37 protein-coding genes are annotated in these 26,397 nt (G+C 41.0%); 9 read left to right on the top strand and 28 right to left on the bottom strand.

Annotation, left to right across the window (positions count from 1 at the left end):
- Positions 1–10: 10 nt before the first annotated feature.
- The 13 genes from rplX to rpsJ all read right to left on the bottom strand — a co-directional run bounded on the left by rplX (position 11) and on the right by rpsJ (position 6,781).
- Positions 11–346: a 50S ribosomal protein L24 gene (rplX, locus tag U0035_RS19970; protein WP_114790701.1), complete on the bottom strand. Its 336-nt coding sequence runs from the start codon at positions 344–346 to the stop codon at positions 11–13.
- Between the two features lie 108 nt (positions 347–454).
- A complete protein-coding gene (rplN, locus tag U0035_RS19965) occupies positions 455–823 on the bottom strand; it encodes a 50S ribosomal protein L14 (RefSeq protein WP_114790700.1) in 369 nt (122 codons plus the stop codon).
- A gap of 142 nt (positions 824–965) precedes the next feature.
- Complete coding sequence (gene rpsQ, locus U0035_RS19960) at positions 966–1,223, bottom strand: 30S ribosomal protein S17 (RefSeq protein WP_114790699.1); 258 nt, start codon at positions 1,221–1,223, stop codon at positions 966–968.
- Between the two features lie 32 nt (positions 1,224–1,255).
- Positions 1,256–1,471 carry a 50S ribosomal protein L29 gene (gene rpmC, locus U0035_RS19955; RefSeq protein WP_114790698.1) on the bottom strand — a complete coding sequence of 72 codons (216 nt, stop codon included), beginning with the start codon at positions 1,469–1,471 and terminating at the stop codon, positions 1,256–1,258.
- Between the two features lie 24 nt (positions 1,472–1,495).
- Positions 1,496–1,918 (bottom strand): 50S ribosomal protein L16, encoded by a 423-nt coding sequence (gene rplP / locus U0035_RS19950; RefSeq protein ID WP_114790697.1) that lies wholly within the window; start codon positions 1,916–1,918, stop codon positions 1,496–1,498.
- Between the two features lie 76 nt (positions 1,919–1,994).
- Positions 1,995–2,753 carry a 30S ribosomal protein S3 gene (rpsC, locus tag U0035_RS19945; RefSeq protein ID WP_114790696.1) on the bottom strand — a complete coding sequence of 253 codons (759 nt, stop codon included), beginning with the start codon at positions 2,751–2,753 and terminating at the stop codon, positions 1,995–1,997.
- A 9-nt stretch (positions 2,754–2,762) separates the two neighbouring features.
- A complete protein-coding gene (rplV, locus tag U0035_RS19940) occupies positions 2,763–3,188 on the bottom strand; it encodes a 50S ribosomal protein L22 (protein WP_114790695.1) in 426 nt (141 codons plus the stop codon).
- A gap of 104 nt (positions 3,189–3,292) precedes the next feature.
- Complete coding sequence (rpsS, locus tag U0035_RS19935) at positions 3,293–3,559, bottom strand: 30S ribosomal protein S19 (protein ID WP_114790694.1); 267 nt, start codon at positions 3,557–3,559, stop codon at positions 3,293–3,295.
- A 28-nt stretch (positions 3,560–3,587) separates the two neighbouring features.
- Positions 3,588–4,427: a 50S ribosomal protein L2 gene (rplB, locus tag U0035_RS19930; protein ID WP_114790693.1), complete on the bottom strand. Its 840-nt coding sequence runs from the start codon at positions 4,425–4,427 to the stop codon at positions 3,588–3,590.
- Between the two features lie 115 nt (positions 4,428–4,542).
- A complete protein-coding gene (gene rplW, locus U0035_RS19925; RefSeq protein ID WP_114790692.1) occupies positions 4,543–4,842 on the bottom strand; it encodes a 50S ribosomal protein L23 in 300 nt (99 codons plus the stop codon).
- A 32-nt stretch (positions 4,843–4,874) separates the two neighbouring features.
- Entirely contained in the window at positions 4,875–5,516 is a 642-nt protein-coding gene (rplD, locus tag U0035_RS19920) for a 50S ribosomal protein L4 (RefSeq protein ID WP_114790691.1), read from the bottom strand.
- A 35-nt stretch (positions 5,517–5,551) separates the two neighbouring features.
- Positions 5,552–6,169, bottom strand: coding sequence for a 50S ribosomal protein L3 (gene rplC, locus U0035_RS19915; protein ID WP_114790690.1), 618 nt, complete (start codon positions 6,167–6,169; stop codon positions 5,552–5,554).
- A gap of 306 nt (positions 6,170–6,475) precedes the next feature.
- On the bottom strand, positions 6,476–6,781 hold the full coding sequence (gene rpsJ, locus U0035_RS19910) for a 30S ribosomal protein S10 (RefSeq protein ID WP_008584585.1): 306 nt from the start codon (positions 6,779–6,781) through the stop codon (positions 6,476–6,478).
- Between the two features lie 407 nt (positions 6,782–7,188).
- Between rpsJ and U0035_RS19905 the strand changes: the two genes are divergently transcribed.
- The 3 genes from U0035_RS19905 (at position 7,189) to U0035_RS19895 (ending at position 9,758) form a co-directional block, all read left to right on the top strand.
- Positions 7,189–7,572 carry a hypothetical protein gene (locus U0035_RS19905; protein WP_114790689.1) on the top strand — a complete coding sequence of 128 codons (384 nt, stop codon included), beginning with the start codon at positions 7,189–7,191 and terminating at the stop codon, positions 7,570–7,572.
- 149 nt (positions 7,573–7,721) lie between these two features.
- Complete coding sequence (pafA, locus tag U0035_RS19900) at positions 7,722–9,350, top strand: alkaline phosphatase PafA (RefSeq protein ID WP_114790688.1); 1,629 nt, start codon at positions 7,722–7,724, stop codon at positions 9,348–9,350.
- 150 nt (positions 9,351–9,500) lie between these two features.
- Positions 9,501–9,758, top strand: a complete 258-nt coding sequence (locus U0035_RS19895; RefSeq protein WP_114790687.1) for an acyl-CoA-binding protein — start codon at positions 9,501–9,503, stop codon at positions 9,756–9,758.
- A gap of 149 nt (positions 9,759–9,907) precedes the next feature.
- Here U0035_RS19895 and U0035_RS19890 read toward each other — a convergent pair whose 3' ends face one another.
- The 6 genes from U0035_RS19890 to U0035_RS19865 all read right to left on the bottom strand — a co-directional run bounded on the left by U0035_RS19890 (position 9,908) and on the right by U0035_RS19865 (position 16,098).
- On the bottom strand, positions 9,908–11,317 hold the full coding sequence (locus U0035_RS19890) for a serine protease (RefSeq protein WP_162817843.1): 1,410 nt from the start codon (positions 11,315–11,317) through the stop codon (positions 9,908–9,910).
- Between the two features lie 158 nt (positions 11,318–11,475).
- Positions 11,476–12,831, bottom strand: a complete 1,356-nt coding sequence (locus U0035_RS19885) for a M12 family metallopeptidase (RefSeq protein WP_114790685.1) — start codon at positions 12,829–12,831, stop codon at positions 11,476–11,478.
- A 141-nt stretch (positions 12,832–12,972) separates the two neighbouring features.
- A complete protein-coding gene (gene rpsG / locus U0035_RS19880; RefSeq protein ID WP_114790684.1) occupies positions 12,973–13,440 on the bottom strand; it encodes a 30S ribosomal protein S7 in 468 nt (155 codons plus the stop codon).
- A 96-nt stretch (positions 13,441–13,536) separates the two neighbouring features.
- On the bottom strand, positions 13,537–13,911 hold the full coding sequence (gene rpsL, locus U0035_RS19875; protein ID WP_114790683.1) for a 30S ribosomal protein S12: 375 nt from the start codon (positions 13,909–13,911) through the stop codon (positions 13,537–13,539).
- Positions 13,912–14,197: 286 nt separating this feature from the next.
- Positions 14,198–14,812 (bottom strand): hypothetical protein, encoded by a 615-nt coding sequence (locus U0035_RS19870; RefSeq protein WP_114790682.1) that lies wholly within the window; start codon positions 14,810–14,812, stop codon positions 14,198–14,200.
- A gap of 221 nt (positions 14,813–15,033) precedes the next feature.
- A complete protein-coding gene (locus tag U0035_RS19865; protein ID WP_114790681.1) occupies positions 15,034–16,098 on the bottom strand; it encodes a branched-chain amino acid aminotransferase in 1,065 nt (354 codons plus the stop codon).
- A 65-nt stretch (positions 16,099–16,163) separates the two neighbouring features.
- On the opposite strand from U0035_RS19865, the gene U0035_RS19860 reads away from it, so the two are divergent.
- The 5 genes from U0035_RS19860 (at position 16,164) to U0035_RS19840 (ending at position 19,354) form a co-directional block, all read left to right on the top strand.
- The gene (locus U0035_RS19860; RefSeq protein WP_114790680.1) at positions 16,164–16,697 is read left to right on the top strand and encodes a hypothetical protein; all 534 of its coding nucleotides are present in this window, start codon (positions 16,164–16,166) and stop codon (positions 16,695–16,697) included.
- Positions 16,694–17,284, top strand: coding sequence for an RdgB/HAM1 family non-canonical purine NTP pyrophosphatase (gene rdgB, locus U0035_RS19855; RefSeq protein WP_114790679.1), 591 nt, complete (start codon positions 16,694–16,696; stop codon positions 17,282–17,284). The genes U0035_RS19860 and rdgB overlap by 4 nt, the downstream gene beginning before the upstream one ends.
- 150 nt (positions 17,285–17,434) lie before the next feature.
- Positions 17,435–17,944 (top strand): RNA polymerase sigma factor, encoded by a 510-nt coding sequence (locus U0035_RS19850; protein ID WP_170138303.1) that lies wholly within the window; start codon positions 17,435–17,437, stop codon positions 17,942–17,944.
- Between the two features lie 6 nt (positions 17,945–17,950).
- Entirely contained in the window at positions 17,951–18,865 is a 915-nt protein-coding gene (locus tag U0035_RS19845) for a hypothetical protein (RefSeq protein WP_114790678.1), read from the top strand.
- A gap of 51 nt (positions 18,866–18,916) precedes the next feature.
- Positions 18,917–19,354 (top strand): acyl-CoA thioesterase, encoded by a 438-nt coding sequence (locus tag U0035_RS19840; RefSeq protein WP_114790677.1) that lies wholly within the window; start codon positions 18,917–18,919, stop codon positions 19,352–19,354.
- A 385-nt stretch (positions 19,355–19,739) separates the two neighbouring features.
- Here U0035_RS19840 and U0035_RS19835 read toward each other — a convergent pair whose 3' ends face one another.
- Together U0035_RS19835 and U0035_RS19830 are read right to left on the bottom strand one after the other, a co-directional pair.
- On the bottom strand, positions 19,740–20,537 hold the full coding sequence (locus tag U0035_RS19835) for a hypothetical protein (protein WP_114790676.1): 798 nt from the start codon (positions 20,535–20,537) through the stop codon (positions 19,740–19,742).
- Between the two features lie 161 nt (positions 20,538–20,698).
- A complete protein-coding gene (locus tag U0035_RS19830; protein ID WP_114790675.1) occupies positions 20,699–21,646 on the bottom strand; it encodes an NAD-dependent epimerase/dehydratase family protein in 948 nt (315 codons plus the stop codon).
- A gap of 187 nt (positions 21,647–21,833) precedes the next feature.
- On the opposite strand from U0035_RS19830, the gene kdsA reads away from it, so the two are divergent.
- Positions 21,834–22,655, top strand: a complete 822-nt coding sequence (gene kdsA / locus U0035_RS19825) for a 3-deoxy-8-phosphooctulonate synthase (RefSeq protein ID WP_114790674.1) — start codon at positions 21,834–21,836, stop codon at positions 22,653–22,655.
- A 497-nt stretch (positions 22,656–23,152) separates the two neighbouring features.
- Here kdsA and U0035_RS19820 read toward each other — a convergent pair whose 3' ends face one another.
- From U0035_RS19820 to U0035_RS23040, 7 genes are all read right to left on the bottom strand, one after another.
- Entirely contained in the window at positions 23,153–23,362 is a 210-nt protein-coding gene (locus U0035_RS19820) for a hypothetical protein (protein WP_114790673.1), read from the bottom strand.
- A 259-nt stretch (positions 23,363–23,621) separates the two neighbouring features.
- Positions 23,622–23,996 carry an MliC family protein gene (locus tag U0035_RS19815; RefSeq protein ID WP_162817842.1) on the bottom strand — a complete coding sequence of 125 codons (375 nt, stop codon included), beginning with the start codon at positions 23,994–23,996 and terminating at the stop codon, positions 23,622–23,624.
- Between the two features lie 289 nt (positions 23,997–24,285).
- A complete protein-coding gene (locus U0035_RS19810) occupies positions 24,286–25,020 on the bottom strand; it encodes a 3-keto-disaccharide hydrolase (protein WP_114790671.1) in 735 nt (244 codons plus the stop codon).
- A gap of 106 nt (positions 25,021–25,126) precedes the next feature.
- Complete coding sequence (locus U0035_RS19805) at positions 25,127–25,396, bottom strand: acylphosphatase (protein ID WP_114790670.1); 270 nt, start codon at positions 25,394–25,396, stop codon at positions 25,127–25,129.
- Between the two features lie 4 nt (positions 25,397–25,400).
- On the bottom strand, positions 25,401–25,874 hold the full coding sequence (locus U0035_RS19800) for a GAF domain-containing protein (protein WP_114790669.1): 474 nt from the start codon (positions 25,872–25,874) through the stop codon (positions 25,401–25,403).
- Positions 25,875–25,984: 110 nt separating this feature from the next.
- A complete protein-coding gene (locus U0035_RS23045; RefSeq protein WP_162817841.1) occupies positions 25,985–26,140 on the bottom strand; it encodes a DUF1572 family protein in 156 nt (51 codons plus the stop codon).
- A 41-nt stretch (positions 26,141–26,181) separates the two neighbouring features.
- Positions 26,182–26,331, bottom strand: a complete 150-nt coding sequence (locus tag U0035_RS23040) for a DUF1572 family protein (RefSeq protein WP_114790667.1) — start codon at positions 26,329–26,331, stop codon at positions 26,182–26,184.
- Positions 26,332–26,397: the final 66 nt, after the last annotated feature.

The following is a 26,397-nucleotide window of genomic DNA, read 5'->3' as shown; positions in this document are numbered from 1 at the left end:
CAGACTGGGATTAAATTTTTTCACCCGATTTTTTAAATACGCGGGCAGTTTTACCGTTTTCGCGCTCACGTCTTACTTTAGACGGCGCTTTTGCTTTAGCATCCCATAACATAACGTTGCTGATATTAATAGGAGCTTCGCTTTTAACGATACCACCTTTAGTATTTTGCGCAGAAGGTTTGGTATGACGTGTTTTGATATTAACACCTTCTACCAATACTTTACCTTCGTCTACCAATACTTCTTTTACTAGGCGTGGTTTGGTTCTATCTTTATCCGCACCAGTAATCACAACCACCTGGTCGCCTTTTTTAATGTTGTACTTGGGTTTAAATCTGTTGCTCATTTTAAATTAATTTGCTAATGTGATAATGAGCCGATTAGCCAATTATACACATAAAATTTATTCGAACTTTCATTAGCACATTAGCTCACCGGCTAATTAGCTATTTATTTATAATACCTCTGGTGCCAATGATACAATCTTCATGTATCCTTTATCACGTAATTCCCTGGCTACCGGGCCAAAAATACGTGTACCTCTTGGTTCATCTGCCGCATTCAATATCACTACTGCATTGTCATCAAAACGGATGTAAGAACCATCTTTACGGCGTAATTTGTTAGTAGTACGTACAATAACCGCTTTCGCAACTGTACCTTTTTTAATACCGGCTGCAGGCATTGCGTCCTTAACGGTAACTACTATTTTATCGCCAATTCTTGCATAACGCTGGCCGCTGTTGCCCAATACACGAATACAAAGTACTTCCTTCGCGCCGCTGTTATCCGCTACATTTAACCTGCTTTCTTGCTGTATCATTTTTTAGATTTTAGATGTTAGATTTTAGATGTTAGATGAAGCACTTTATCCAAAATCATCTCCTTTACAATATATTACTAAAGTTTAGTAGTGTATTTCACGATAAAAGTGTCAATACTAATATCTCAATACTAAATTCTAATTACTTCACTTTTTCTACTACTTCAACCAGTCTCCAACGCTTCAATTTGCTCAGCGGACGGGTTTCCATAATTTTTACGGTATCACCAATGCTGCACTCGTTTTTCTCATCGTGTGCGTGAAACTTGGTTGTTTTTTTCAAAAACTTACCGTAGATAGGGTGCTTAACTTTTCTTTCAATAGCAACAGTTATGGTTTTCTCCATCTTATTGCTGGTAACAACCCCTATTCTTGTTTTTCTTAAATTTCTTTCAGACATTTTAAATAATTTGTCGTTTGACGTATTGACTTTTATGCTTGCTCAACCGCTGTTTTCTGGCTGATAAGAGTTTGGATGCGAGCAATGTCCTGGCGCAGGCTGCGAATAGACATTGGGTTTTCGAGCGGAGTGATTGCGTGCGCAAATTCCAGCTTTTTCAACCTTTGTTTAGATTGCTCCAATTGCACTTTCAAGTCTTCTACACTCAATCCCTTAACGCTATCTAAGAATTCTTTCTTTTTTGACATGACTTTATTTTTGAGAATGGCGAATTAATTAGTAACTAAATCTCTGCGCATTGTGAACTTGGTCTTAATTGGTAGTTTACCAGAAGCCAATTGTAATGCTCTGCGCGCAACTTCTTCACTAACACCATCTACTTCGAATATGATACGGCCTGGCTGTACCACAGCTGCCCAATACTCAAGGTTACCTTTACCTTTACCCATACGAACCTCTGCAGGTTTGTTGGTAATAGGTTTATCTGGAAATATGCGGATCCATACATTACCTTCCCTTTTCATGCTACGGGTAAGTGCCTGACGAGCTGCCTCAATCTGGCGATCGGTAATCCAATGAGAGTCTAACGCTTTTAAAGCATAGGAACCAAAAGATATAGTAGTACCTCTTTTAGCGTCGCCTTTCATGCGACCTTTCTGCATTTTCCTGTGCTTTGTTCTCTTCGGTTGTAACATTGCTATTTATTTATGATTTGAGATTCGAGATTTGAGATAATCAAATTCTCAAATCTTCAAATGGTCATATTAAAACTTAATTTTTTCTGTCTCTTGCACCACGGCGGTCACCTCTTCTGTCGTCACGACGATCTCCACCTCTTCTTTCGTTTCCACCAACTGCTTTATCGTTTCCGGATATAAAGTTCGGGTTCAAATCTCTTTTAGTTAAAACCTCGCCTTTACAAATCCATACTTTAATACCGATTTTACCGTATACAGTCTGAGCAAATACATTTGCATAATCTATGTCCATACGGAAAGTGTGCAAAGGAACACGACCCTGTTTGAACTCTTCGCTACGGGCAATCTCAGCACCATTTAAACGACCACTCAATTTAACCTTGATACCCTCAGCACCCATACGCAGCGCAGAAGCAATAGCCATTTTAGTAGCGCGTTTGAAATTGATACGGTTTTCGATCTGGCGGGCGATGGTATCACCTACAATCATAGCATCAGTCTCAGGACGACGGATCTCTAAAATGTTAATCTGAACATCGTCGTTACCGGTTAATTTTTTCAGCTCTTCTTTAATTCTGTCAACCTCTCCACCACCTTTACCGATGATGATACCTGGTTTAGATGTATGAATCGTAATGATTAATTTACCTAAAGTTCTTTCGATAACGATTTTAGAAATACCACCCTTGTTGATACGGGCATTCAGGTAAGTTCTGATCTTGTTATCTTCGATTAACTTAGAAGCGAAATCTCTTTTGCTTCCATACCAATTAGATTCCCATCCGCGGATGATACCTAACCTGTTACCAATTGGATTTGCTTTTTGACCCATGTTTATTGGTTATGCGTTTTTAGTTTCTTTTGTCTTATTAGTTGCAGTCCCACCTGCCTGGCGGGCAGGTTTAGCTTTTTTAGAAGCTTTGGCATCTTCACCTTTTACGTCTACAATCACAGTAACGTGGTTGCTACGTTTACGCACGCGGTATCCACGACCCTGCGGTGCTGGACGCATACGCTTTAAAGTTCTACCACCATCTACAAAAATAGTTTTAACCACTAATCCTGTTTCATCGCCACCTTCATTCTTTTGTTTCCAGTTGCTGATGGCACTCAATACCAGCTTGCGCAAAGGTACTGAAGAGTGCTTCGGGTTATGTTCTAATTCAGCCAACACTAACTCTACTTTCTGACCACGAATCAGATCAGCGAGCAGCCTCATTTTACGAGGAGATGTTGGATAATTTCTAAGTTTTGCTACTGCTTCCATTTTATAAATTTGAAGCCTGCCTGCCGGCAGACAGGTTTAAAGTTTAAAGTTTTGAAGTCCTCGCTGCCTTAAACTATACCTTGTTATAATTTCTTTACTAATTATTATTTACCACCAGCGTGACCTTTGAACTGGCGTGTTGGCGCAAACTCACCTAACTTATGTCCTACCATAAATTCTGTTACATAAACCGGGATAAATTTGTTACCGTTATGTACCGCAAATGTGTGGCCTACGAAATCAGGAGAAATAGTAGAGCGGCGGCTCCAGGTTTTAATCACCGATTTTTTTGCGCTTCCTTCATTGATTGCTAACACTTTTTTCTCTAAGTGAGTAGCTATATAAGGACCTTTTTTAATTGAACGAGCCATATCTTAATTTCTAATTTCCAGTTATTAATTATTTAGAAAGCTTCTTACCGTTTTTACGTTGAATGATCAACTTGTCGCTACCCTTTCCTTTGGTCCTTGTTTTCAGGCCTCTAGAGTATTGACCGTTACGGCTGCGAGGCTGACCTCCCGATGCACGGCCTTCACCACCACCCATTGGGTGATCTACAGGGTTCATGGCAACACCACGGTTTCTTGGTTTGATACCTTTCCACCTGTTTCTACCAGCTTTACCCATGCTTTGCAGGCTATGATCGCTGTTACTTACTACACCAACGGTAGCAAAACAGTTAATCAAAACTTTTCTTAATTCGCCGGAAGGCATTTTCAATACCGCATATTTTTCTTCCTTGTTCGTAAGCTGGGCAGAAGAACCTGCGCTACGAGACAATTTACCACCCTGGCTAGGGTTTAATTCGATATTGTGAACGTTAGTACCCAAAGGCATGTTCTTTAATTTCAACGCATTACCAATTTCCGGCGCTACTGCGTCTCCGCTAATAACCTTTGTACCTACAGTCAGGCCCTGAGGAGCGATGATATAACGCTTCTCTCCGTCTGTATATTCAACCAAAGCAATAAACGCCGTACGGTTTGGATCGTACTCGATAGAAACTACAGTAGCTTCTATGTTATGTTTATCTCTTTTAAAGTCTACGATACGATATTTTTTCTTGTGACCACCACCTCTGTATCTCATAGTAAGATGACCAGAAGAGTTACGACCACCAGTGCTTTTTTTAGTCTCTAACAAGCTTTTTTCGGGCTGGTTAGTAGTGATTTCAGCGTAAGCGTTCCCGATTCTCCAACGGGTTCCGGCTGTCATCGGTTTGAATTTCTTTACTGCCATTTTGTTTCTTCTAACAATTTTTTATTGCAACACTTCGCGGCGGTTGATTGCCTTTCTTTTAGTTAATGGATCATTGTTAATGGTTCATTACTATGAACGATCAACTATGAACTATTTACAAGTTTGCGTACAGATCAATTTCTTCTCCTTCAGCTACAGTAACGTAAGCTTTTTTGTAAGAAGGTTTCTGACCTTTAATAAAACCAGCTTTGGTATAACGGGTTTTATTTTTAGCAGGAGCAACTACTGTATTTACGCTTGTTACGTTTACACCGTAAAAAGTTTCGATAGCTTTTTTGATCTCCAGCTTGTTCGATCTTTTATCAACCTTGAAAGCATAGCGACGCAATTTTTCTTGCTGGGCATTTGCTTTTTCGGTTAAAATTGGCTTTATTAAAACTTGAGAAGGATTCATCTTCTTTTAATTTGATACGTTTGATAATTTGCTTATGCTTCTGCTACAATTCCTTCCTCGTCAGAGAAAACTTTTGCAGCGCTTTCGGTAAGTACTAAAACTTCAGAGTTAACGATGTCGTAAGTATTCAGGTCGCTCAACGATACACCTAAAACAGAAGGTACATTACGTAAAGACAATTCAACATTATCGTTAAATACATCCGAAACGAACATCAGCTTTTTCTCTCCTACATTCAGGGCGTTTAATACACCTGTAAATGCTTTTGTTTTTGGAGCTTCGAAGTTCAGATCCTCAACTACTACAATAGCATTTGCTTTTGCTTTGTAAGAAAGCGCAGAGATCTTAGCCAGGTCTTTCACTTTCTTGTTCAGCTTAAAGCTATAATCGCGGGGTTTAGGGCCGAAGATAGTACCACCACCTTTATATAAAGGGTTACGGATATTACCCTTACGGCTACCACCAGTACCTTTTTGTTTGTGTAACTTTTTGCTCGAACCCTTTACTTCAGCACGGGTTTTAACTTTGTTAGTACCCTGGCGCTGTGCAGCTAAATATTGTTTAACTGCAAGATACATAACGTGATCGTTAGGCTCAATTGCAAAGATATCATCGGGTAATTCAACCGAACGACCGGTACCCTTACCTTGTATATTTAAAACTTCAACTTGCATCTTACTTTAATTTATATGTTAAGGTTTGGGTTATATTAATTTTGAATTAAAACGATAGAACCAATATGCCCCGGAACAGATCCGCTTACCAGTATGTAATTCTTTTCAGCGAAAATTTTCACCACTTTTAAACCTTTCATTTTAACGCGGTCACCGCCCATACGGCCAGCCATGCGCATACCTTTCATAACGCGTGCAGCGTCAGAAGAGTTACCCAGTGAACCCGGAGCTCTTTGACGATCGTGTTGTCCGTGAGACTGCTCACCTACCCCACTAAAACCATGACGTTTAACAACACCCTGGAAACCTTTACCTTTAGACGTGCCAACAACGCTAACTTTTTCTCCTTCAGAGAAAATGTCAACGCCTATAGTTTCGCCAAGGGCTTTTGCTATTGAAAAATCACGAAATTCTGTTGAAAACTTTTTTGCTGCAGTGTTAGCTTTTGCAAAGTGGTTTTTTTCTGCCTGGTTAGTGCGGCTTTCTTTTTTGTCACCAAACGATACCTGTAATGCATCGTATCCGTCTGTGTCTTTCGTTTTAACCTGTGTAACAACACAAGGACCTGCTTCAATGATCGTGCAGGCGGTTTGTTTGCCTGAAGGATCGTAGATGCTGGTCATCCCTAATTTTTTTCCAATAATACCTTTCATTTTTTTGCGATTTAAATAGCAGGACAGGGTATTATCGGGGACTTGAAGCAAAATGAAAGCTTCAATCGATCCCTCCCGATTATCCCGCCTGAATTACTCAGTCGGGCAGGTCTCGGGACTATCAACCTTTTCCTTTATGGGGAAGTACTGATAGTAAACAAACCCTGAACGGCTTGTTTTATGTTGGCTCTCAACTATTTATCGTTGAGAATATTTTTAATCAGAGCTCTTTTTTTCCTTTAGGAGTTGAGAGATGACATTTTCTTGTAAGAACTAATGTTTTGAATCCCAAAGGATCCGGAAGCCTTAGGCTTTGATCTCAACCTCAACACCACTTGGCAGGTCTAACTTAGACAATGCATCTACAGTGCGTGAAGAAGAAGTATAAATATCCAACAGTCTTTTGTGAGTAGCTAACTGAAACTGCTCACGGCTCTTTTTATTTACGTGTGGAGAGCGAAGAACAGTGAATATTTTACGGTGTGTAGGAAGAGGAATAGGGCCTGTTACTACAGCGCCAGTGCTACGTACAGTTTTAACGATTTTCTCTGCTGATTTATCAACTAAATTGTGATCGTAAGACTGTAATTTTATTCTGATTCTTTGCGACATTGTTAGATACCCTTTTTGAAATGGGAGTGCAAATGTACAGTTAAGTATTTGAATAATCTAATTTTTAGGAAATAATTTTTAAAGAAACAGATGACTTTTCGAAAAAATATCCGGTCAAGCCGGAAAAACTTATCCGTCCACGCTGTCAATGCCATCGTACGCCCGCTGCAATTTAAGCTGCAGCCTGCTTTCATAAATACTATATATTTGAAATGCATACCAATAGGTTGTCTTCAAACCTGCAAAAAAACGCCCCGGCAGAATACCATTACTCAACCTGCCTTAGCTTGCCTGTATCACTGTAGCTATCCCTCCTTTTATAAGGATATCACACATTATACGGCAAACAGAAAAACGTCAGAATATAAATGAAGTTATTTATCTTAGCGGCTCAAAACTAAGTCTTTATGAAATTTATGTTCTGCTCCGTTATAACCGTTTGGGCGGTACTATCTTTTGTTTCCTGCAAGAAAGAACAAATTGATGAAAACATATATGAGATCAGTTACAGAGTGGAGGGTTCCCAGGGAGCCCTGATTAGTTCGGTAACCTATAATATTGATAACGATGGCGCTTTTGAAACGATCAATGTTCCGAACGACGTAGAAGCCAACTTTTTTGAAAGTGATATTACTTATAAGCTTAAGCCCCGAAATGCATACATTGTGGTTTATGCTACTGGAACGACCGGTGACGCTACCTTAAAAACCCAGATATTTAAAAACGGCGTGCTGGCAAAAGAGTATACACGTAACGGAACAAACCTAAGTACAGAGCTTGGTTTACCATAATTGCTGCTTTTTTTAAAATATAATTATTGTATCAGCAAGATCAGGAATGCACAGCTGCCTGCACCTGCATTTTTCTTTCTTGCTCTTAGTATAAAAGTTTATTTTCGACCTTTATTCAAATCCCTATTTTTGAAGAACAATAATATTTAATGAAACGATCATTACTCTCTATTTTATTTTTAATCATCGCCTTTGCTGCTTTCGCACAACCCGTTAAACGCCCTAAATTGGTAGTTGGCCTGGTAATTGACCAGATGCGCTGGGATTACCTGTACCGGTATTACGACCGTTATGAAGCTACCGGCGGTTTTAAACGTATGTTGAACGAAGGCTTTAGCTGCGAGAATACTTTTATCAATTACATTCCCTCCTATACCGCAATTGGTCATACTACCGTATTCACCGGTTCAGTACCTGCTTTACACGGAATCGCAGGTAATAACTGGATCGACCAGGCCTCAGGGAAAAATGTGTATTGCACCGATGACTCAACGGTTCAGGGTGTAGGCAGCAACTCAAGCGCCGGCAAAATGTCGCCAAGAAACCTGCTCGCAACAACGATAACGGATGAACTCCGTTTAGCTACCAATTTTCAATCCAAAGTAATTGGCGTATCCCTTAAAGACAGGGCATCAATTTTACCTGCCGGCCATAATCCCACGGGAGCTTTCTGGTTTGATGATGTTAATGGTGATTTTATTACCAGCACCTGGTACATGAACGAGCTGCCTAAATGGGTGAAAGATTTTAACGCCAAAGACGAGCCGGGCAGACTAACTGCTACTCCATGGACCACACTTTATCCCATCAATACTTATAAACAAAGTACTGCAGACGATGTGAAGTGGGAAGGGAAATTCAAAGGTGAAACCACTACTGCATTTCCTCATCACCTGAAAGACGTGTACAAAACTGATAAAGATGTGATCCGCAGCTCTCCTTATGGCAATACCCTTACATTGGATTTTGCCAAAGCTGCTATTGAGGGCAATAACCTTGGCGGTGGCACTGCTACGGACTTTCTGACCATTAACTGTGCTTCTACCGACTATGTGGGCCATAAATATGGTCCCAATTCTATCGAGATTGAAGACGTGTATTTGCGTTTAGACAGAGAGCTGGGTGCATTTTACAAATATCTGGATCAGAAATTAGGTAAAGGGAACTACCTGGTATTTCTTACGGCAGATCATGGAGCTGCGCATGCCATCAACTTCATGAAAGAGTATAAGATGCCTGCAGAATTCCTTGAGTTAAAAAAGATCACCACCAGCCTTAACGATGCTTTAAAAGCTCAGTTTGGCGCAGAGAAAATAGTGCTGTCTAACACTAATTACCAGATCAATTTTAATAAAAAAGTAATTAAGGAACAGAAACTAGATTATGACGCGATTAAAAAAGCCTCTTTGAAGTTTTTAAAGGATGTACCTGAACTGCAATTTGTCATTGATGTAGAAAATATAGGTGCTGAGCCGGTTCCTGAAGTAGTGAAACAAATGACCATTAATGGCTATAATAACAAACGCTCGGGCACCATACAGTTGATACCCTACCCCGCCTGGTTTGAAGGCGGATATGGTGGAACAGGAACTACACATGGTACCTGGAACCCGCACGACACCCATATTCCATTAGTTTGGATGGGCTGGGGCATTAAGCCCGGAAAAAGTAACCGTGAAGTGTATATGACCGATATAGCACCTACTGTTGCGGCCTTATTACGCATTCAAATGCCTAATGGAGCCATTGGCAAGCCGATTACCGAGGTAACTCAATAAGATGCTGGATGCCAGATATTGGATACTGGATACCCAAAAGATAAAAAATGCCATCTTCGCGGATGGCATTTTTATTGACGACGAACAAGATTTTGCAGCAGCTAAGGATCAGATACAATGATTTCTTATTTTCAGATAAATTAAAAAAATATGGAACTGCAACAACAATTTGAAAAAGCGGCAGAAGAGAGTAAGTCCCTGAGCGAAAAGCCATCCAACGACATATTACTACAACTCTATTCCCTCTACAAACAAGGCTCGGTTGGAGATATTAATATTGATCCCCCCTCCAACCCTTTTAACATTGTAAATAAGGCTAAATATAATGCCTGGGAAGCTTTAAGAGGAAAAACAAAAGAGGAGGCAATGCAGGAATATGTGGCGTTGGTGCGGCAATTAAAGGGCTAACTTACCACGGTAATTAGTGGCAGCAAAAACAACTATTGCAAGTTGAATATGTTATGTTGTATTGCTAAAATAGTTTGTGTAAAATGATACAAGAACGTCTTAAAATGAAAATGTTAAGACGCCTTAACATAAACACTCAGACTTACATCTTAGTCTATAATAGGCAACATAGGCGGACCTCCCGGAGTTCTAACATAAGCGTACTTCGTGATTGACGAACCGCATTCTCCCTGATAAGTCACTTTAAATGTTGCCCCCACATCGCCTTTCATACGAATTGTATATTGAGTTCCGTTAACTGTAAAGAGACTCACATTACCATTATAAGGCGTTTTGCTCTCTATTGTGATGCCCATACTTGTTACATTTGGGCTTACCAGAGAAACAGTTTCCTCAAATGTCCCCGGGTTTACCTCATTTGTTATCACAATACTCGCATCACCTGAGCCGTTATCGTAGTTGTAAAAACAGGGTCCCGGCGCACCACCTACAATAGCGTAGCAAGCGGCCAGATTAGGATCTAAATCATTTTTATTTGCAGCGATCAAAAATGGATTAAGCGAAATGGTCCCTAAAGTTGAAGAGGTAACCGACGCATTTAAGATAACCGTATTTAAAGCCGGTATTAACGAAGTTAGAGTAGCCGTATTTCCACTGGTAGTTAGAGAGGCATAATTGGAAAGATTTACGCTCCAGTTCACAGTGGCCCCCATTGGTAAATTACTAATGGTATAATCAGCAGTATTACAAAACGAAGAGAGTCCTTCTATCCTTGGCCTATCTAAACCTCCAGTCTGCTCTTTAATCCAATCTGCAAAGTGAGAAACACGGGCGTACCCTTTTTCACCTGAATTACAATCACCCCAGCCGTTTACAATTCCAATCAAAACAGGCCCTATTCCTGTTATATGGGTTGTGAGGGGACCACCGCTATCGCCGTAACAAGGGCCTTGCTGCGAAGAAGTAGTTGAACTTGTGTATATGAGGTGGCTCGTAGAAAGATTCGAGACTCTTACATCTGTTGCATATAAATTATTGGTTGTAGTATTGGGACTGAACGTAATAAGTCCCCAACCTGACACCCTGGCAATTGTATTAATAGCAACGGGATCTTCAGCTGTAGCGTAGATAATCGGAGTAATAACAGTGTTAAACATAAGCGGAGCTGACAGATGAATCAATGCAATATCATTGAACGTACCACTATACCCATCTTTAATAATAATATTGTCTGCCACCCTATCTTGTCTTGTAGCAGGGAAGCTTGTCAGGTCAGTAGTTCCAGCAATAATATGTACCTGGTTAGCAGTTAATCCTGATACTACATGTGCTGCGGTTAAAATCCAGCTATCTCCAATTATAACACCTCCCGCACCATTTACATTTACCTGATAGGGTGTTGTACTAATGTTAATTGGCGATCCACCAATTATCGATTGCGTTTCCGGCTTTTTAATGTTTTCAGGTTCCGGCTCCTGTAATATTGTATCTGTTTTACTACATCCGATAAAAGCAGATAACAAAATAACCAGCACCAGGCAAGCTTGTAATTTTCTCATGGTTTGTGCTTTAGGTTGAAATGTGTTATTCAAATTATTACTTTATGAAGACTGCAATTTGAATAGTTTTACAAATTATTTTAAAACAAAAAAGCTCTTTCTTTATTAGACCGGCTATAATACAAAATCTCCCAAAAGTATTAGGCTGAAGTAGGTTACTAATGTATTGGGCCGCCGTCATCTACAGATATAAAGGAGCTGGTATGTACAAGCTTTTCTGTAAAACAACTATTGGTTAGATATAATCTAACCCAGTATTTTCCCAACTGATCTAAACTCACCTCGCCCAAAGCTGTGTAAACTGAGCCACTAGGAGTCGTCACTTCTAATCGGTACGATGTCCCAGGTTCAGTATTTCCAATAATATAAAATTTGGATCCTCCCCAGGTATTTCCCCCGTTAACCGTTATTGTAGGCTGCTTATATACTAATATAATTGGCTTTGTGACAACTATGCTATTGCCATTAAATAAAACAGTTGCCAAGAGGTTAGCAGATCCATAAGCAGATCTTGTTATTGTTACGGCAGATCCGCTGGGAGCGAGCGATGCTAATGTAGTATTAGATACTGCCCAACTCACCGAAGCTCCAACCGGTAAATTACTTATAGAGTAAGTAGCAGAATTACAAAAAGAAGTTGGTCCTTGAATTGGAAACTTATCACCATATAATGCAGCAAGTCCTTGAATATCACCAGTCGATAAATAGCTCCGCTGGAATCCCCATGTTGTATTATCTTTTCGTTCCATTATCGTGACACCATTCCGGACAGATGGATAGAGCATAATTGACTCAAAATCAAATCCCCCAACCCCTCTAGAAAGGGGGTTAATATTATACTGATACCTAACGGTAGGGTCACTTGGTAATCTGTCAATGAAAACGTTGATAAAATTATCTCGATCGGGCCTTGTCTGTTCATGAAATATACCTAAAGAATGTAAGATTTCATGCGCGATGGTACCGACACCCTGGGAGGAATGAAGATGAAGCTCTTTATTACCCGGCTCGCAGCCGATATGATTTGAAAATGACGTACCCTCACTATTATCGTCTACTATCGTAACATAATTAGAATGTCCCGGATTAGAGGTCAGTTCTATAAATGTAATGTTTGATACGTCAGCAATCATTTGAATGGCTTGCAAAATCTCCGTCCTTCTAGTTGACGCAATTAGGTAACGCCACTCACCTGAGCTCCATCTATATGTAAAATCATCGATAATAGCACTTCTAGGCTTAGTATATTCGGCTAAGCCACCACTTCGAAGCAGATTAAATTGTCTTCTACTAATTTGGATATCATCGGAAAAAAAATATTTATCGTCGACCTGTTTAATGATTACGTTATGGTGTTGATACGGAATTGAATGAAATAATGCGCCCCCAATAGTATCTACTTTTATAGTGTTACCATTACTTAGGCCAGGCTCTATTGATTCATCCAACTTTTGGCATCCAACAAAAATTAGCAATAACAAAGCAATTGCGAGGTAAGCATGTTTTTTTCTCATGGTTTGTGTCTAGGTTAAAAATGTGTTTATTCAATTGTTACCTTATGAAAATAAGATTTTTTTAACAAACAGCCAACAATTATCAAATGCAAAAAGCCCATTCCTTTCGGAACGGGCTTTTAAAGCTAGTTGCTATATAAGTTATACTCTGAAGTGAGCAAAAGCTTTGTTCGCTTCAGCCATACGATGTGTATCTTCTTTCTTTTTGAATGCAGCACCTTCGCCTTTGCTTGCAGCTACGATTTCATTTGCTAATTTGTCAGCCATGCTACGACCGTTACGATCACGGCTATAACGAATTAACCATTTGATGCTTAAAGATATTTTTCTGTCAGGACGAACTTCTGAAGGAATCTGGAAAGTAGCACCACCGATACGACGGCTGCGAACTTCTACAGCAGGAGTTACGTTTGCCAAAGCCTTCTTCCAGATCTCATATCCATCTTCGTTGGTTTGCTTTGCAACTTTATCTAATGCATCATAAAAAATAGTGAATGCCCCACTCTTTTTACCTTCCCACATCAGGTTGTTTACAAAACGTGTAACCAGCTTATCATTAAATTTAGGATCTGGCGCTAAAGGGAGTTTCTTGGCTTGTGCTTTACGCATTTTATTTAATTTTTAGTATCGGCTGAATTTCTTCAAGAATTAAAACTTTACTCAGCCTTTTTTTGATATATATAGTAATTCAACCTCGTGGAGAAATTACTTCTTAGCTTTCTTGGTACCGTATTTAGAACGGCTTTGTTTACGATCTTTTACACCCGCAGTATCTAAGCTACCGCGTACAATATGGTAACGTACACCTGGAAGATCTTTTACCCTGCCACCGCGGATCAATACGATCGAGTGTTCCTGCAGGTTATGTCCTTCTCCCGGAATGTAAGCAATTACTTCAATTTTATTAGTTAAACGAACTTTAGCTACTTTACGAAGTGCTGAGTTAGGCTTTTTAGGTGTAGTGGTATATACACGAGTACAAACGCCACGGCGCTGAGGGCACTGATCTAAAGCCCTTGATTTACTCTTTGCTTTAATTATTTGTCTTCCTTTACGTACTAACTGATTAATTGTAGGCATTCCTTGTCCTTTAATTTTTGGACGGCAAAGGTAAGGTAAGAATTCGAATCAACAAAAATAAATTGGTAAAATTATCTTTCAATATTTCTATCTGCTTAATATGCCCTAATATACAATATACACTTTTTCCGGCTGTTATCCAAAATATTCACTGTTCGATCCGAAAAATGTAGTTTTAAAAACAGGACACCAGGAGTATGGGAGCTGCTAAGTCTTGGTAGCGTTTCCCGGCGCCTGTAAAAGCTACAGTCTTAATATTAAAAACTTCGCCTAAATATCTGACAATCTATAACTTGTACTTTAATATCACATTCGTTTCCCAGACAGGCTTCTTAAAGTAACCGCTTTTAGATACACCAACCTCAGGTTCCAGCACAAAACGGTTTTTAAAGTGAATGGCCTTTCCTACCTTAAACATCGCTCCTACATTCAGCGTGTTAAAAGGCTTTTCAAAACTCCTGATAGTACTCCAGGATTCATTGGTTTCAAATTTCCCTGTCATCAGGTTCAAAACAGGCCCCGCAGAAACATTTACAATAGAGGAAGTGAATTTGTAGAGAACCGGCATTGAGAAATAATCATAGGACTCCTGCGTGCGGTGATATGCCTTTCCGGTAGCGGTTTGCGTAAAACCCGTGCTTTTAAAATGAGCGAACATCCACCTGGCGCCTAGCTCCAGGCTACTATGGTTTGTGAATTTTCTTTCATAAACCAAACCCAGCTGCGGATTAACACCCAATCCGCCCCCCATCTTTCCCAAACCTGTAAAAATACCCAGCTGGTTTTTTCGAACTTCTGTCTGGGCATTCAACTCAAAAGGTATTGCAGAAAAAAGAAGGCCGGCAGCTAACCAACGTTTTACCCTTGCCGGAAAGCGATTTAAAATAGGTTGTGTTCTCATAATATTAAATATTGGTGATGAAGCTTCAGTAGGCACCAAAAATAAACCAGCCTCTGTTACAGAGACATTAATAAAAATGCAATGAATTGTTATTTAACATTCGGAATATCAATATTCAAGAACAATTAATTGATAATATTAGATCCTTCCGGGCTCCAAACAAAAGAGAACGGGCCTGAAAGATTACTTTCAAGCCCGTTCAAAAATGATTGTTCAATTACTTATACTTTTTCCAGCCAGCCATGCGGATCACCATGAAGATTCTCTTTATAATCCAGCAGGTACTTCTTCATATCGGCTGAAATGGTCATGCTATCTACATCAAATTCCATCACGAAATCTTTATACTTTAATTCGCGAACATGAGAAATAGTAGCGGCTGTTCCACAACCAAACACTTCCTGTAAACTGCCATTCTTATACGCTTCTACGATCTCATCGATGGATACTTTACGTTCGTCTACCGTATAGCCCTTCTCTTTAAATAGTTCTATCAGGCTCATACGTGTAATACCACTTAAGATCGTACCATCAGTAAGATCGGGAGTGATGATCTTACCGTCAATTACAAACAGGATATTCATGGCGCCCACCTCCTGAACATATTTATGCTCGTTAGCATCCATCCATAACACCTGGTCGTAGCCTTGTTTTCTGGCCTCAGCCGACGACAACAAAGATGCTGCATAGTTACCACCGGTTTTAGCGGCGCCCGTACCGCCAGGAGCAGCACGTGTGTATTTTTCTTCTACATAAATACGGGCCGGCGCTGAAAAATAAGATCCTACGGGGCCTGTAATGATTAAAAATTTATAGGAGTTAGATTCCTTTACACCCAGCGTTTCTTCGGTGGCAAACAGAAACGGACGTATGTATAAAGACTCGTCATAACCCGACGGAATAAACGCTTTATCCAGCTCGATCAGCTGTTTCATGCCGTCAACAAAAATCTCTTCCGGTACGTTTGGCATAGCCATACGGTCTGCTGAACGATTCAGTCGCTTCCAATTCTCGTGAGGTCTGAAAATATGAATATTGCCATTTTCGTCCTTATGCGCTTTTTGCCCTTCAAAAATAGTTTGAGAATAATGCAGTACAGATAAAGCAGGAAGAAAACCGAGGTCCTGGTAAGGCCTGATCTTAACGCTGGTCCACTCTCCATTAACATAGTCTGCCTCCAGCATGTGATCAGAAAAATACTTTCCAAAACCTAAATTGCTAAAATCTACCTGCCCTAATTTACTTTCTTTTATCCGCTCCACAGGTATTTGAACTGCCTCTACCATAAAATGTTATTTTTGACTATTATTGTTATGCGAATATACGAACACTATCGTTAAATGTGGTATGTATGAGTTTGAATGAAATGAATCTCCCCCCCTACCTGGTAACACAATTATATCCTTCGTCGCTTGTCGGGCAGGAAAAAAATACTGCGTCTGTGACCGCTGCTTCTTCAGCTCAACCAGTCTCAGCAGAGCCTGAGCCGGCAATAGAATGGAGGTCTCTGGGAAGCAATCAAAGGGCAATATTAGTAGCTGTTAATTATGAAAATATTACCAATTTACCCGACCCGCAACTGGAGTTCTTAATGCAGTTGCTGAAAGCCTGCCAGTTGAGTCTGAACGATGTGGCGCTTATTAATATCAACAATTACCCGCAAGTAGCGCATACCTCTATTTTAGATCAATTCAATACAAAAGTGGTTTTGCTTTTTGGAATAACAGTTCAGGACTGGGGATTCCCCTTTCAAACACCACCCTACCAGGTACAATCCTTCTCGGGCTACACCATAATGCATGCTCCGGCTTTGCATGATCTTCAGCATAACAAACCAGCAAAAGGTTTACTTTGGGCTGCCTTAAAAAATATTTTCAATTTATGACCCTCATTTTTGCAACCAATAATAACAATAAAGTACAGGAAATACGCAATGCACTGGATAACAGTTTTGAAATTATCAGTTTAAAAGAAGCGGGCATCTTCCAGGACATTCCCGAACCTCACGATACACTCGAGGCAAATGCGACTGAAAAATCGCGGACAATATTTAACCTCAGGCAAATGGACTGTTTCAGCGAAGACACCGGGCTGGAGGTAGAAGCATTAAACGGGGAGCCGGGTGTTAAAAGCGCCCGCTATGCGGATAACGAGCCCGAATTTGCTGACAATATCGATAAATTGCTGAACAAAATGAAAAACCAGGGCAACCGGAATGCCCGATTTAGGACAGTTATCTCTTTGATTATAAACGGGGATGAGCACCAGTTTGAAGGTATTTGTGAGGGCACCATTACCCATCACCGTGCAGGTACCGGCGGCTTTGGATACGACCCGGTTTTTATTCCTGATGGTGCGACCCAAACATTTGGAGAAATGACGATGGAGAAGAAAAAGCAATATAGCCACCGGGCCAAAGCTTTAGCAAAATTGACAGAATGGTTAAAGGAAAACAGGAGCGCCGGTTTGTAGCTGATGGGCTATTGACCATTGGCAATTCACTATTGACTATTCACACTATTGACTATTCCCTATATTTGAAAAAAACTTTTTAATATTTTAAAGAATTTGGAACCTATACGCAACCATACGATTCCGGAAAGCGACTTAATTACAGGATGCATGGAAGGCGACCGAAGGATGCAGGAAGAGCTTTACAAGCGTTTCTCTCCTAAAATGTATGCAGTATGCTTACGTTACGCCTCGAACGCTGATGAAGCACAGGATATTTTGCAGGATGGATTTATTAAAGTTTTTAAAAAACTGGACAGTTTCAGAGGAGATGGCTCTTTTGAAGGCTGGGTTCGAAGAATTTTTGTAAATACAGCTATTGAATATTTCAGAAGAAAGAAATACTTGCAGCCGGTTACAGAAAAGGAAGAAAATACGATAGAGGGAAAATATGTGTCGGCACTTGACGAATTAGCTGAAAAAGATATCCTGGATTTGATCACTCAATTATCTCCCGGCTACCGTACGGTTTTCAACATGTATGTAGTGGAGGGATATTCCCATAAAGAAATCGGGGATATGCTGGGCATCAGCGAAGGTACCAGCAAGTCTCAGCTTTCGCGGGCCAAAGCGCTCCTGCAGGATTTAGTAAAAAAACACATAGAAGACAGATCGAAGTAATGTACCATGAACAGCCATAACAAAATATATGATATTGAAGTAACTCCACCGGCTGGGGCATGGAATAATATTGCCCGTGAATTAGACAACCTCGAAGCTCATCAAAACATATCCGAACGTTTAACAGGGTTGGAAATAAGTCCGCCAGTCATGGCCTGGACTGCAATAGCTGACCAGTTGGATATTACCAGCCAGGAAGAAGACCTGGCAACAAAATTATATAATGCCGAAGCACCGGTACCTCCAATGGCCTGGAATGCAATAAGCCGGGAACTGGACGATCAAAAAGCCCTGGAGATCATTGAGAAGAAACTTTCCAACATACAGGTAAATCCACCTAATTCGGCCTGGGTTCATATTATTAAAGAGCTGGAAGGCAAAAAGAGCGAACCGGCCTTGGTAGTACCGATGAACCATGGATGGTTGAAGTATGCAGCAGCAGCCTGCTTTATTGTTATTGTGAGTATTAGCGCTTTCTTTATTCTATCAGACGGGCACAGCGATAAGGGCTATACTGCGGGTACCGGTGGAAAGCCCGATGGCAGTCTGAAAGTACAAAATGCTATTCAAACCAACGGCGCCCAGCAGGCCGGCAGGGGTAACCGTCAACAACAGGCTTTGGCTGGCATACGTACTAAGTTGGGCAATGCCTACAGCGCTTCTAACGAAAGAAATGCTGATCTGCAAAACCGCTATATTATTTTAATGACCCAGGATGGTAACATCGTCAGGATGTCGAAAAAGGTAAGCAATATGGCTGATTGTATCGCTGGTGAAGACCATAGCTGCGATGACCAGATCTCCAAATGGCAAAAGGAAATGGCCAGTAGCAATGCAGCGTCATCTCCTGATAATATTCTGGACCTGCTGGATATGGCCAGTGGCGATATTACAGAGGCCGGCACTGCTCCTAATATGTAACAGAGCAGGCACTGCCTAAGCTGGCTAATACTTACTTTTGTGCAAAAACAAATGGCACGTATTAAGGTAGAGCTCCCCCCCTTTTTTTCTTTTTCAACCCGTATCCCCATAAGAATTACAGATGTTAACTATGGCGGACATGCAGGCAACGACGCCCTGCTCGGCATTATTCACGAGGCAAGATTACAGTTTTTACAAGACCGCGGTTATAGTGAAATGAATATAGAAGGAGTTGGCCTTATTATGGCAGACGTTGCTATTGAATTCAAGGCCGAGGCCTTTTACAAAGACATTATTCAGGTTTCTATCGGCGCCCATGACTTTAGCCGGGTTGGTTTCGACCTGGTTTATAAACTTGAGAAAACCCAGGAAGAGAAAAGTGTAACAGTAGCTATCGCTAAAACGGGTATGGTTTGTTTTGATTACGTATCCAAAAGAGTCGCGGCTTTACCAGAAAGTGTTTCACTGAAATTATCATGCCCTCACTAACCCGCGGTACCTTTATGCGTTCCTTGCCAGGACACTCCGGCAACCCCGGTTCGAAAGCAGGATATTGAAAATCCGTTGCAGGTAAAATACATGCCACACGAAGTTTGTTTTTTGCGCTGGCCAAAAACAAGTCCCCCGTAACGGGCATCTTCGCCCGCCGCAAATTTATCTTCAAAAAAATTTAATTAAAACAGGTACGGAGCTACTTCTTAAAAGATCCGGAACAGGAGACGCGCACGGAAGTAAGATGAATTGGCATAAATAGGGGTTCTTATTCGATCTCTTTTGTAAGATATTCGGAGAATGGCAAAATCAGAGAGCGTGTTATAAAAAAAGGGCGCCCCGTTAGAGACACCCTTTTTATTTTGTAAACTGTTGTTACAGTTTATTTTTCAATAGAATCTGCGAATTGAGCTAAAGCAGCGCCATTGTTAACATTGATACCTTTTGAAGCAGCAAGTTTAACGATATCGCCAGGGATAGCATACACCTGAATCTGTACTAATGGTTTATTTTCGAAATTAGCAGCAGGTCTTCCATCAGCATACTTGATCAGGTTGATAGAACCAGCACCTGTAATTGGTCTGTTCGAAGTTAAAGAACCAGGAGCAGCATAGTAAATATCAGGGATAGTGTTATCACTCCAGTATGGTTTTGTCATAATGGTAGTGTTGTAATTCCAGCCAGTAGCCAATGTTCCGTTAGGACTGTTCAAGCTTTGACCAACCACATCGAAGTAACCAGCGGCAGTGCCCAAAGCCGGAGTAGGAGCCGGAGCTGCGTTATTCAGGGTAATAGGACCAAATTTAAATGCAGTAGGAGCACTTGCTGCATTGGTTCCGGACGTGATATTCCATGTAAATCTCATCTGACCACTTCTGAACTGACCCGCAGCTGCTGCAGTTACAGTGCTGTTCGTGAATGGGTTCCAGGTAAATCCAGCTGCACCTAAAGCCACACCACCGTTAGGATGCGTGTTTCCGGCAAATGGATTAACATTGTATCCACCTGTAGGGAAAGGCAGTGAATAAGCAGGAACATTGCTTGTAGTATAAGAAGCAGTTGGTCCGAAAGAAGCGCCGGCAACTGTGTAGTTATACAGGTAAGCGTTGGTTACATCAACCCAACCAACCTGAGCGCCAGCAGCTGTTTCGTAACGTGGAGCACCTGTAACAGCATTCATATATCTGTATTTAACAAATACTTTACCATCCTGTTTGTAAGATTCGATCTTGTTGCCAAGGCCAGAAATCGTATTCAGGTTGATATTTGTTTGCGCTGTATAATAAAAAAAGCTGCCCTGAAGACAGCATTTTTTATCTAATTAATTACTCAACCGGTATACTAAAGAGTAACCAGGTTATTCAACATATCTTCTGTCATGGTTGCCAGATCAAACTGGGGTTTCCATCCCCAATCTTTTTGCGCTACACTGTCGTCAATGCTTTGCGGCCAGCTGTCAGCAATGGCCTGCCTGTAATCAGGTTGGTAATCAATAGTAAAATCGGGTATATGATTTTGTATAGCAGCGGTGATTTCTTTTGGAGAGAAGCTAAGCGCGGAAATATTGTACGATGTGCGCACCGATATGCTGTCAGCCGGAGCCTCCATTAATTCTATGGTAGCCCTTATCGCGTCTGGCATGTACATCATAGGCAAATAAGTATCTTCCCTTAAAAAACTGGTGTATTTCTTTTCTTCCAATGCATCATGAAATATTTCCACCGCATAATCAGTTGTTCCGCCTCCGGGGGCCGATTTATACGATATGAGTCCCGGATAACGTAAGCTCCTTACATCTATACCATATTTAATATTGTAATAATTGCACCAGAACTCGCCGGCATACTTGCTGATGCCATAAACCGTTGTTGGCTCTATAATCGTTTGCTGCGGGCAATTTTGCTTGGGAGATGTTGGCCCAAAAACCGCGATGGAAGATGGCCAGTATACTTTTTTAAGATTTTCCTCCCTGGCGATATCTAATACATTGAGCAATCCCTGCATATTCAAATGCCAGGCCAGGCCGGGATTTTTTTCGCCCGTAGCCGAAAGTATGGCGGCCAGTAAATAGATCTGTGTGATATTTTGCCTTATGATTTGCACATGTAGCATTTCTTTATTCATTACATCAATACTAACATAAGGACCGGTTCCTTTCAACAACTCATTCTCTTCTCTTAAGTCAGAAGCAATTACGTTATTATTACCATATATTTTGCGCAGGGCCAGGGTTAACTCCACTCCTATCTGGCCGGAGGATCCTATTACCAGAATTTTATCTTTTACCATAAAAAAATTTGTCAGCAAACATATTGAAATAATGGGTTAGCTGCTCGTCATTGTGCAAACGTTTTCGCACAGAGGATTGATTATGGACATTCAATACAGGGTCAAGGGAATGGGGCATAGGTTGAAAAACTGTCGGCTATCAACCATCAACCATGAACGAACTACAACTTTTCGATACATTTGCCTGATGCAAGCATTTTTAAAGACCTTATTTGAGAAGCAGACTTATAACAGTAAGAATTTCTTCCTGCTGGCTGGCCCCTGTGTAATTGAAAGTGAAGCCATCGTTATGGAGGTAGCCGGCAGCGTTTCGGAAATATGTAAAAAACTGGGGATACCCTATGTATTTAAATCATCTTACAGAAAGGCCAATCGCACCAGCGCTAACTCGTTCACAGGTATCGGGGATGAAGCAGCATTACAACTTTTAAAAAATGCCGGAACAGCTTTTGGTATTCCCACAGTGACCGATATACATGCTCACGAAGAAGCGGCAATGGCAGCAGCATATGCAGACATCCTGCAAATCCCGGCGTTTCTCTGTCGTCAAACCGACCTGCTGGAAGCGGCAGCAAAAACGGGGAAAATCATCAACGTAAAGAAAGGGCAGTTTCTGAGCGGTCAGGCTATGAAATTTGCAGTTGAAAAAATCAATAACGCGGGAAATAACCAGGTATTGCTAACTGAGAGAGGAAATAGTTTTGGCTACACAGACCTGGTCGTTGATTACAGAAATATTCCCTGGATGCAGGCACATGGTACACCTGTTGTTATGGACTGTACCCACAGCCTGCAGCAACCTAATCAAAGCAGCGGGGTTACCGGCGGAAACCCTCAGTTAATCGGTACTATTGCGAAAGCTGCCATAGCAAGCGGAGCGGACGGCATTTTTATAGAAACACACCCTAATCCTGCGGTGGCCAAGAGTGATGGCGCTAATATGTTACCACTCGATCAACTGGAAAATCTTTTAGAGCAATTGGTAAGGATAAGGGAGGCTTTGTTGTAACGCCTGTTCTATACTTTATTATCCGTATAGCCTTTGCTGTAATACTTCGATAACAGCTTTGCAATATTTTTACCCCAGATGCCAGACAGCATCTCTAATTCTTCCTTGGCGCTTGCCATTTTGTATCTGGTTGTTAGTTTCTGAATCTATATGAATACGATGTTTCATCAGCTTTTTATTGACAAAAATGAAGACTCCGTCTTTTTTCGCTAATTGCAACCAGGCTACGCAGTCCAACACACTACTGTGATCTTTTGAGAACCGGATATCTCCTGCATTCAAGCGATCGATAGCTACAGAAGGGCAGCAAAATGGGATCACCTGGTGAAAGTATTGCCTTTTTCACCAGCTTTGAAGAAATGGAATTTTTTACCTGTAATGGAAAGAGTAAAAGATTCTTCACCACAGCACTCAAGGAGGTTTTCTCTCCAACCGGTTCACCACGTATAATTAGGAAAAGCGATCAGAGGTTTTTCATTTGATTATTATGTATCGCTTTAAGACCTCCTTTGTGTAATTACATTCGTAAAGTCGTCCTGGTGAGCAATAGTTATATACCGGGTAGCTGCATTTTCTATGGCAAAATTCCAATCATTCTCTATGCCACCAGCTTGATCGGCTACATAATAGGGAATAGCATATTTTGCTGCAATAGATTGAATATAGCCGGATGGTGTTGAGGTAGCAATAAGTATATTGGTCGGCATATTTTGCTCTCCAACGCCCTGATGAACGATTCTAAATGTGGAGAATCTTTACAAGCCGGATTGCAATGTGCGATCCATTTTCTAATTTCTCTATTAAACGAAAAGGCTCAAAAATAGCATGTACACAGAAAGAAAAAACAAGAAATACAGCAATATACCAATGCCTTTTCTCGGATAGACAGATCTAAAAAAACAAAAAAGCAGCTCTTTCAAGCTGCTTCAAAAACTTAATTATTTACTACTCTAAGCTCCTTCTCCTTCATTGAGAAAGAACAAGATAGGAAGAATTTCTGAAATAAAAAAAATATTTTTTCCCTGTTTTTCTGTGCCCGGTAGCATATTGTAGTACCTCTTTATAGGTAGCTATTTCTCCATTATCGTTAAGTTGCACAGCCTTATCTACCATCTTTAATGTTACTCCATGGTAAAACTCATATCGCGCACCAGGAGCAGTTTCTACCTGTTCAAGCGTTATAGATTTCTCACCCTCTACTTCGATAATGGCTATGCCATTCGGTGTGGTGGACTTGAAACCATATACTACTGCCAGTTTTTTCCCGTTTTCGTCTGAAAGATAGCGTGTTTTTTGTACGGGTTGTAAAGCCCGAACCCTTTGAATCCAGATCGGCGACACTAATGCCCGATTTATCATTTACATAGGCTTCGATTACCACTGCGTCTGGGGATTTTTATTTTGGCCGGCCTCTGATGTTGCTGCAATCTGCTCAACGGGTTCTTCAGCCGTTTCCCCGGTAGTTGCTGTGGCATCATTATTTGCACAAGATGCTATTAGCAGCAAACAAGCCCCATATTAAATATGCCTTATCATTATTTTGATTTAAGAAGGCAAATATAGATGCGTTCCTTCTCGTATTCTCCGGCCCCGTGTCTTTTGAGAAATTGTTATGATATTTCAGACGGTGCTACTCCAACTCTCTTATCCAGATATTCCTGAAACTCACCGCATCTCCGTGGTCCTGCAGTACAATCGGTTCTTTTTCTTTATGCCAGGTATTGGTTGCTATGCCAATATATTGCGTAGCTCCCCATATTGCTGTGCTGTTTTGAACCAATACCCCATTGTGTAACACGGTGATCCTTCCCTGCGATTTAACGCTGCTATCTTTATTAAAACGGGGAGCTGTAAAAATGATATCATAGGTCTGCCATTCCCCTGGCTTGCGGGATGCGTTTGCCAGCGGCGCTGTTTGCTTGTATATACTGCCGGCCTGACCATTACTGTAAGTACGATTATTATAACTATCCAGTACCTGCAGCTCATATAAACCCATTAAAAAAATACCGCTGTTTCCCCTTCCCTGTCCTTCACCTTTTACCTCGCCGGGTGTACGCCATTCTACATGTAGCTGGCAGTCTCCAAACGCCCTTTTTGTTTTAATAACACCTGTCCCTTTCATCACCGTAACCGCATCGCCTTCTACTTTCCATTTTGCAGGCTTTCCATCGTCGGTTTGCCACTCTGCCAGGTCTTTTCCGTTAAATAGCACAATCGCATCTGCAGGAGCATCTGCCGCCGTTTTACCGGGAGCCACAATTTTCGGTTCGGGTTGCCAGATCTCCGTTAGGCGAGGGTCTTTATTCTGGGCGAAAGACGCCATGCTCAACAACAATAACGGGAAGACTACATTTTTTTTCATGTGTGATTTTACTTTAAATTTTTCCTGTGTGAAACACGATGTGTCCATTGCTCATCAACAATCGTTCACAACATATTTATTATAAACTTACGGGGTTTAAAAACTTCTACAAAATAGAAAAACTTTTAAACTCCTGCAAAGGCTGGTCTGAAATTTCTACTTTCTTAACCTCTGCCCCGGGAGGCCCCTGCTGGCACCAGCTAATCAACTCGGCCAACGCGGCTTCAGATCCCGTTGCTATAATACCCACTGTATTTCCATCAGGTAAATTTTCAACCGTTCCGCCCAAGCTCAATGCTTCGGCTTTTAGCATCGTTGATTGCCTGAAAAAAACACCCTGAACTTTCCCGGTGACCAATATCTTTTTTGTCAACATCAGATCAAAAATTTAGAAGGCTTACAATGTTTTCAAGATGCTCCTGATCGGTTGCATCGAAATGATTCAGCAATTCGCTATCTACATCAAGGACTGCCACTACAACGCCGTTCTTCAGCACTGGCACTACAATCTCCGATTTAGAGAAGCTGCTGCAGGCTATATGCCCGGGGAATTGTTCCACATCAGGCACAGTTAAAGTCTTCGCCTGCTCCCAGGCGGATCCGCATACCCCACGCCCTTTCTTTATCCTGGTACAGGCTACAGGACCCTGAAATGGCGCCAGTACCAATTCTTCATCTTTTACAATATAAAAGCCAACCCACCACCATTTAAACTGCTCCTTTAAAGCTGCCGCAATATTGGCCATATTCGCTACTATATCGTCCTCTCCCTGTAAGAGCCCTTCTAATTGCGGCATCAATAGCCGGTACTGTTCGTCCTTAGTTCCTGAAGTGATCATTAAATCTTCTGCCACCTGTATACTTTTATTTATAATAAAATAATTACCCCTTTTTCACCTGTTCATTAAAAGCCCTAGAGACTCCTTTTTTTATAAACAAAACCCCTCTATTCTTCGCCTTTATCTTACTTGCCGATATAAACGATCTGCCCAACGCGAGAAGGATAATGCGCCAACTGCCGGCATATAGCTTCTATTACTTTTAGAGACCTGGTTCTGATATAAACATTCTTATTTACATCGCTCTCATCGATGTAATCGTGCTGAATAAAACAGTCCACCCTTCTTCCTATAGTCCCAATAAATCTGCTTTGGATCTTATTTATTCCCCAAGCTCTGCCTTCCTGTTACGCCACACCTTTTCACCATCGCCTGCCAGGAAATTTGTCCACCTGTTGTTAGAAAAATACCTGAATTGATAACTGTTATATATTCCAGTTCTATTATTTAACCGGGCTATAAAGATAAACAAATTGAAAAATGATAAGTTGAAGTTCCTGTAACAAAAAAGCCCTCATAACTGAGAGCTTCATTTAGA

It is taken from the genome of Niabella yanshanensis, from assembly GCF_034424215.1.
Lineage (GTDB): Bacteria > Bacteroidota > Bacteroidia > Chitinophagales > Chitinophagaceae > Niabella > Niabella yanshanensis.
The sequence above is the reverse complement of the archived record's forward strand: the minus strand, read 5'-3'. Positions and strand labels throughout refer to the sequence as shown.

Bases quoted from the DNA above. Each gene is read 5' to 3' on its own strand.
- rpsC (WP_114790696.1), bottom strand. From the start codon at position 2,753: ATGGGTCAAAAAGCAAATCCAATTGGTAACAGGTTAGGTATCATCCGC.
- U0035_RS19805 (WP_114790670.1), bottom strand. From the start codon at position 25,396: ATGTTGACAAAAAAGATATTGGTCACCGGGAAAGTTCAGGGTGTTTTT.
- U0035_RS19810 (WP_114790671.1), bottom strand. From the start codon at position 25,020: ATGAAAAAAAATGTAGTCTTCCCGTTATTGTTGTTGAGCATGGCGTCT.
- rplW (WP_114790692.1), bottom strand. From the start codon at position 4,842: ATGAATCCTTCTCAAGTTTTAATAAAGCCAATTTTAACCGAAAAAGCA.
- rplC (WP_114790690.1), bottom strand. From the start codon at position 6,169: ATGAAAGGTATTATTGGAAAAAAATTAGGGATGACCAGCATCTACGAT.
- U0035_RS19890 (WP_162817843.1), bottom strand. From the start codon at position 11,317: ATGAGAAAATTACAAGCTTGCCTGGTGCTGGTTATTTTGTTATCTGCT.
- rplD (WP_114790691.1), bottom strand. From the start codon at position 5,516: ATGCAAGTTGAAGTTTTAAATATACAAGGTAAGGGTACCGGTCGTTCG.
- U0035_RS19835 (WP_114790676.1), bottom strand. From the start codon at position 20,537: ATGAATGCTGTTACAGGTGCTCCACGTTACGAAACAGCTGCTGGCGCT.
- pafA (WP_114790688.1), top strand. From the start codon at position 7,722: ATGAAACGATCATTACTCTCTATTTTATTTTTAATCATCGCCTTTGCT.
- U0035_RS19850 (WP_170138303.1), top strand. From the start codon at position 17,435: ATGGAAGGCGACCGAAGGATGCAGGAAGAGCTTTACAAGCGTTTCTCT.
- rpsG (WP_114790684.1), bottom strand. From the start codon at position 13,440: ATGCGTAAAGCACAAGCCAAGAAACTCCCTTTAGCGCCAGATCCTAAA.
- U0035_RS19895 (WP_114790687.1), top strand. From the start codon at position 9,501: ATGGAACTGCAACAACAATTTGAAAAAGCGGCAGAAGAGAGTAAGTCC.
- rdgB (WP_114790679.1), top strand. From the start codon at position 16,694: ATGACCCTCATTTTTGCAACCAATAATAACAATAAAGTACAGGAAATA.
- rplB (WP_114790693.1), bottom strand. From the start codon at position 4,427: ATGGCAGTAAAGAAATTCAAACCGATGACAGCCGGAACCCGTTGGAGA.
- U0035_RS19905 (WP_114790689.1), top strand. From the start codon at position 7,189: ATGAAATTTATGTTCTGCTCCGTTATAACCGTTTGGGCGGTACTATCT.
- U0035_RS19870 (WP_114790682.1), bottom strand. From the start codon at position 14,812: ATGAGAACACAACCTATTTTAAATCGCTTTCCGGCAAGGGTAAAACGT.
- rpsQ (WP_114790699.1), bottom strand. From the start codon at position 1,223: ATGTCTGAAAGAAATTTAAGAAAAACAAGAATAGGGGTTGTTACCAGC.
- U0035_RS19865 (WP_114790681.1), bottom strand. From the start codon at position 16,098: ATGGTAGAGGCAGTTCAAATACCTGTGGAGCGGATAAAAGAAAGTAAA.
- rplV (WP_114790695.1), bottom strand. From the start codon at position 3,188: ATGGAAGCAGTAGCAAAACTTAGAAATTATCCAACATCTCCTCGTAAA.
- kdsA (WP_114790674.1), top strand. From the start codon at position 21,834: ATGCAAGCATTTTTAAAGACCTTATTTGAGAAGCAGACTTATAACAGT.
- U0035_RS19840 (WP_114790677.1), top strand. From the start codon at position 18,917: ATGGCACGTATTAAGGTAGAGCTCCCCCCCTTTTTTTCTTTTTCAACC.
- rpsL (WP_114790683.1), bottom strand. From the start codon at position 13,911: ATGCCTACAATTAATCAGTTAGTACGTAAAGGAAGACAAATAATTAAA.
- U0035_RS19885 (WP_114790685.1), bottom strand. From the start codon at position 12,831: ATGAGAAAAAAACATGCTTACCTCGCAATTGCTTTGTTATTGCTAATT.
- rplN (WP_114790700.1), bottom strand. From the start codon at position 823: ATGATACAGCAAGAAAGCAGGTTAAATGTAGCGGATAACAGCGGCGCG.
- rpsS (WP_114790694.1), bottom strand. From the start codon at position 3,559: ATGGCTCGTTCAATTAAAAAAGGTCCTTATATAGCTACTCACTTAGAG.
- U0035_RS19830 (WP_114790675.1), bottom strand. From the start codon at position 21,646: ATGGTAAAAGATAAAATTCTGGTAATAGGATCCTCCGGCCAGATAGGA.
- U0035_RS19845 (WP_114790678.1), top strand. From the start codon at position 17,951: ATGAACAGCCATAACAAAATATATGATATTGAAGTAACTCCACCGGCT.
- rplX (WP_114790701.1), bottom strand. From the start codon at position 346: ATGAGCAACAGATTTAAACCCAAGTACAACATTAAAAAAGGCGACCAG.
- rpmC (WP_114790698.1), bottom strand. From the start codon at position 1,471: ATGTCAAAAAAGAAAGAATTCTTAGATAGCGTTAAGGGATTGAGTGTA.
- U0035_RS19860 (WP_114790680.1), top strand. From the start codon at position 16,164: ATGAGTTTGAATGAAATGAATCTCCCCCCCTACCTGGTAACACAATTA.
- rplP (WP_114790697.1), bottom strand. From the start codon at position 1,918: ATGTTACAACCGAAGAGAACAAAGCACAGGAAAATGCAGAAAGGTCGC.
- rpsJ (WP_008584585.1), bottom strand. From the start codon at position 6,781: ATGTCGCAAAGAATCAGAATAAAATTACAGTCTTACGATCACAATTTA.
- U0035_RS19820 (WP_114790673.1), bottom strand. From the start codon at position 23,362: ATGCCGACCAATATACTTATTGCTACCTCAACACCATCCGGCTATATT.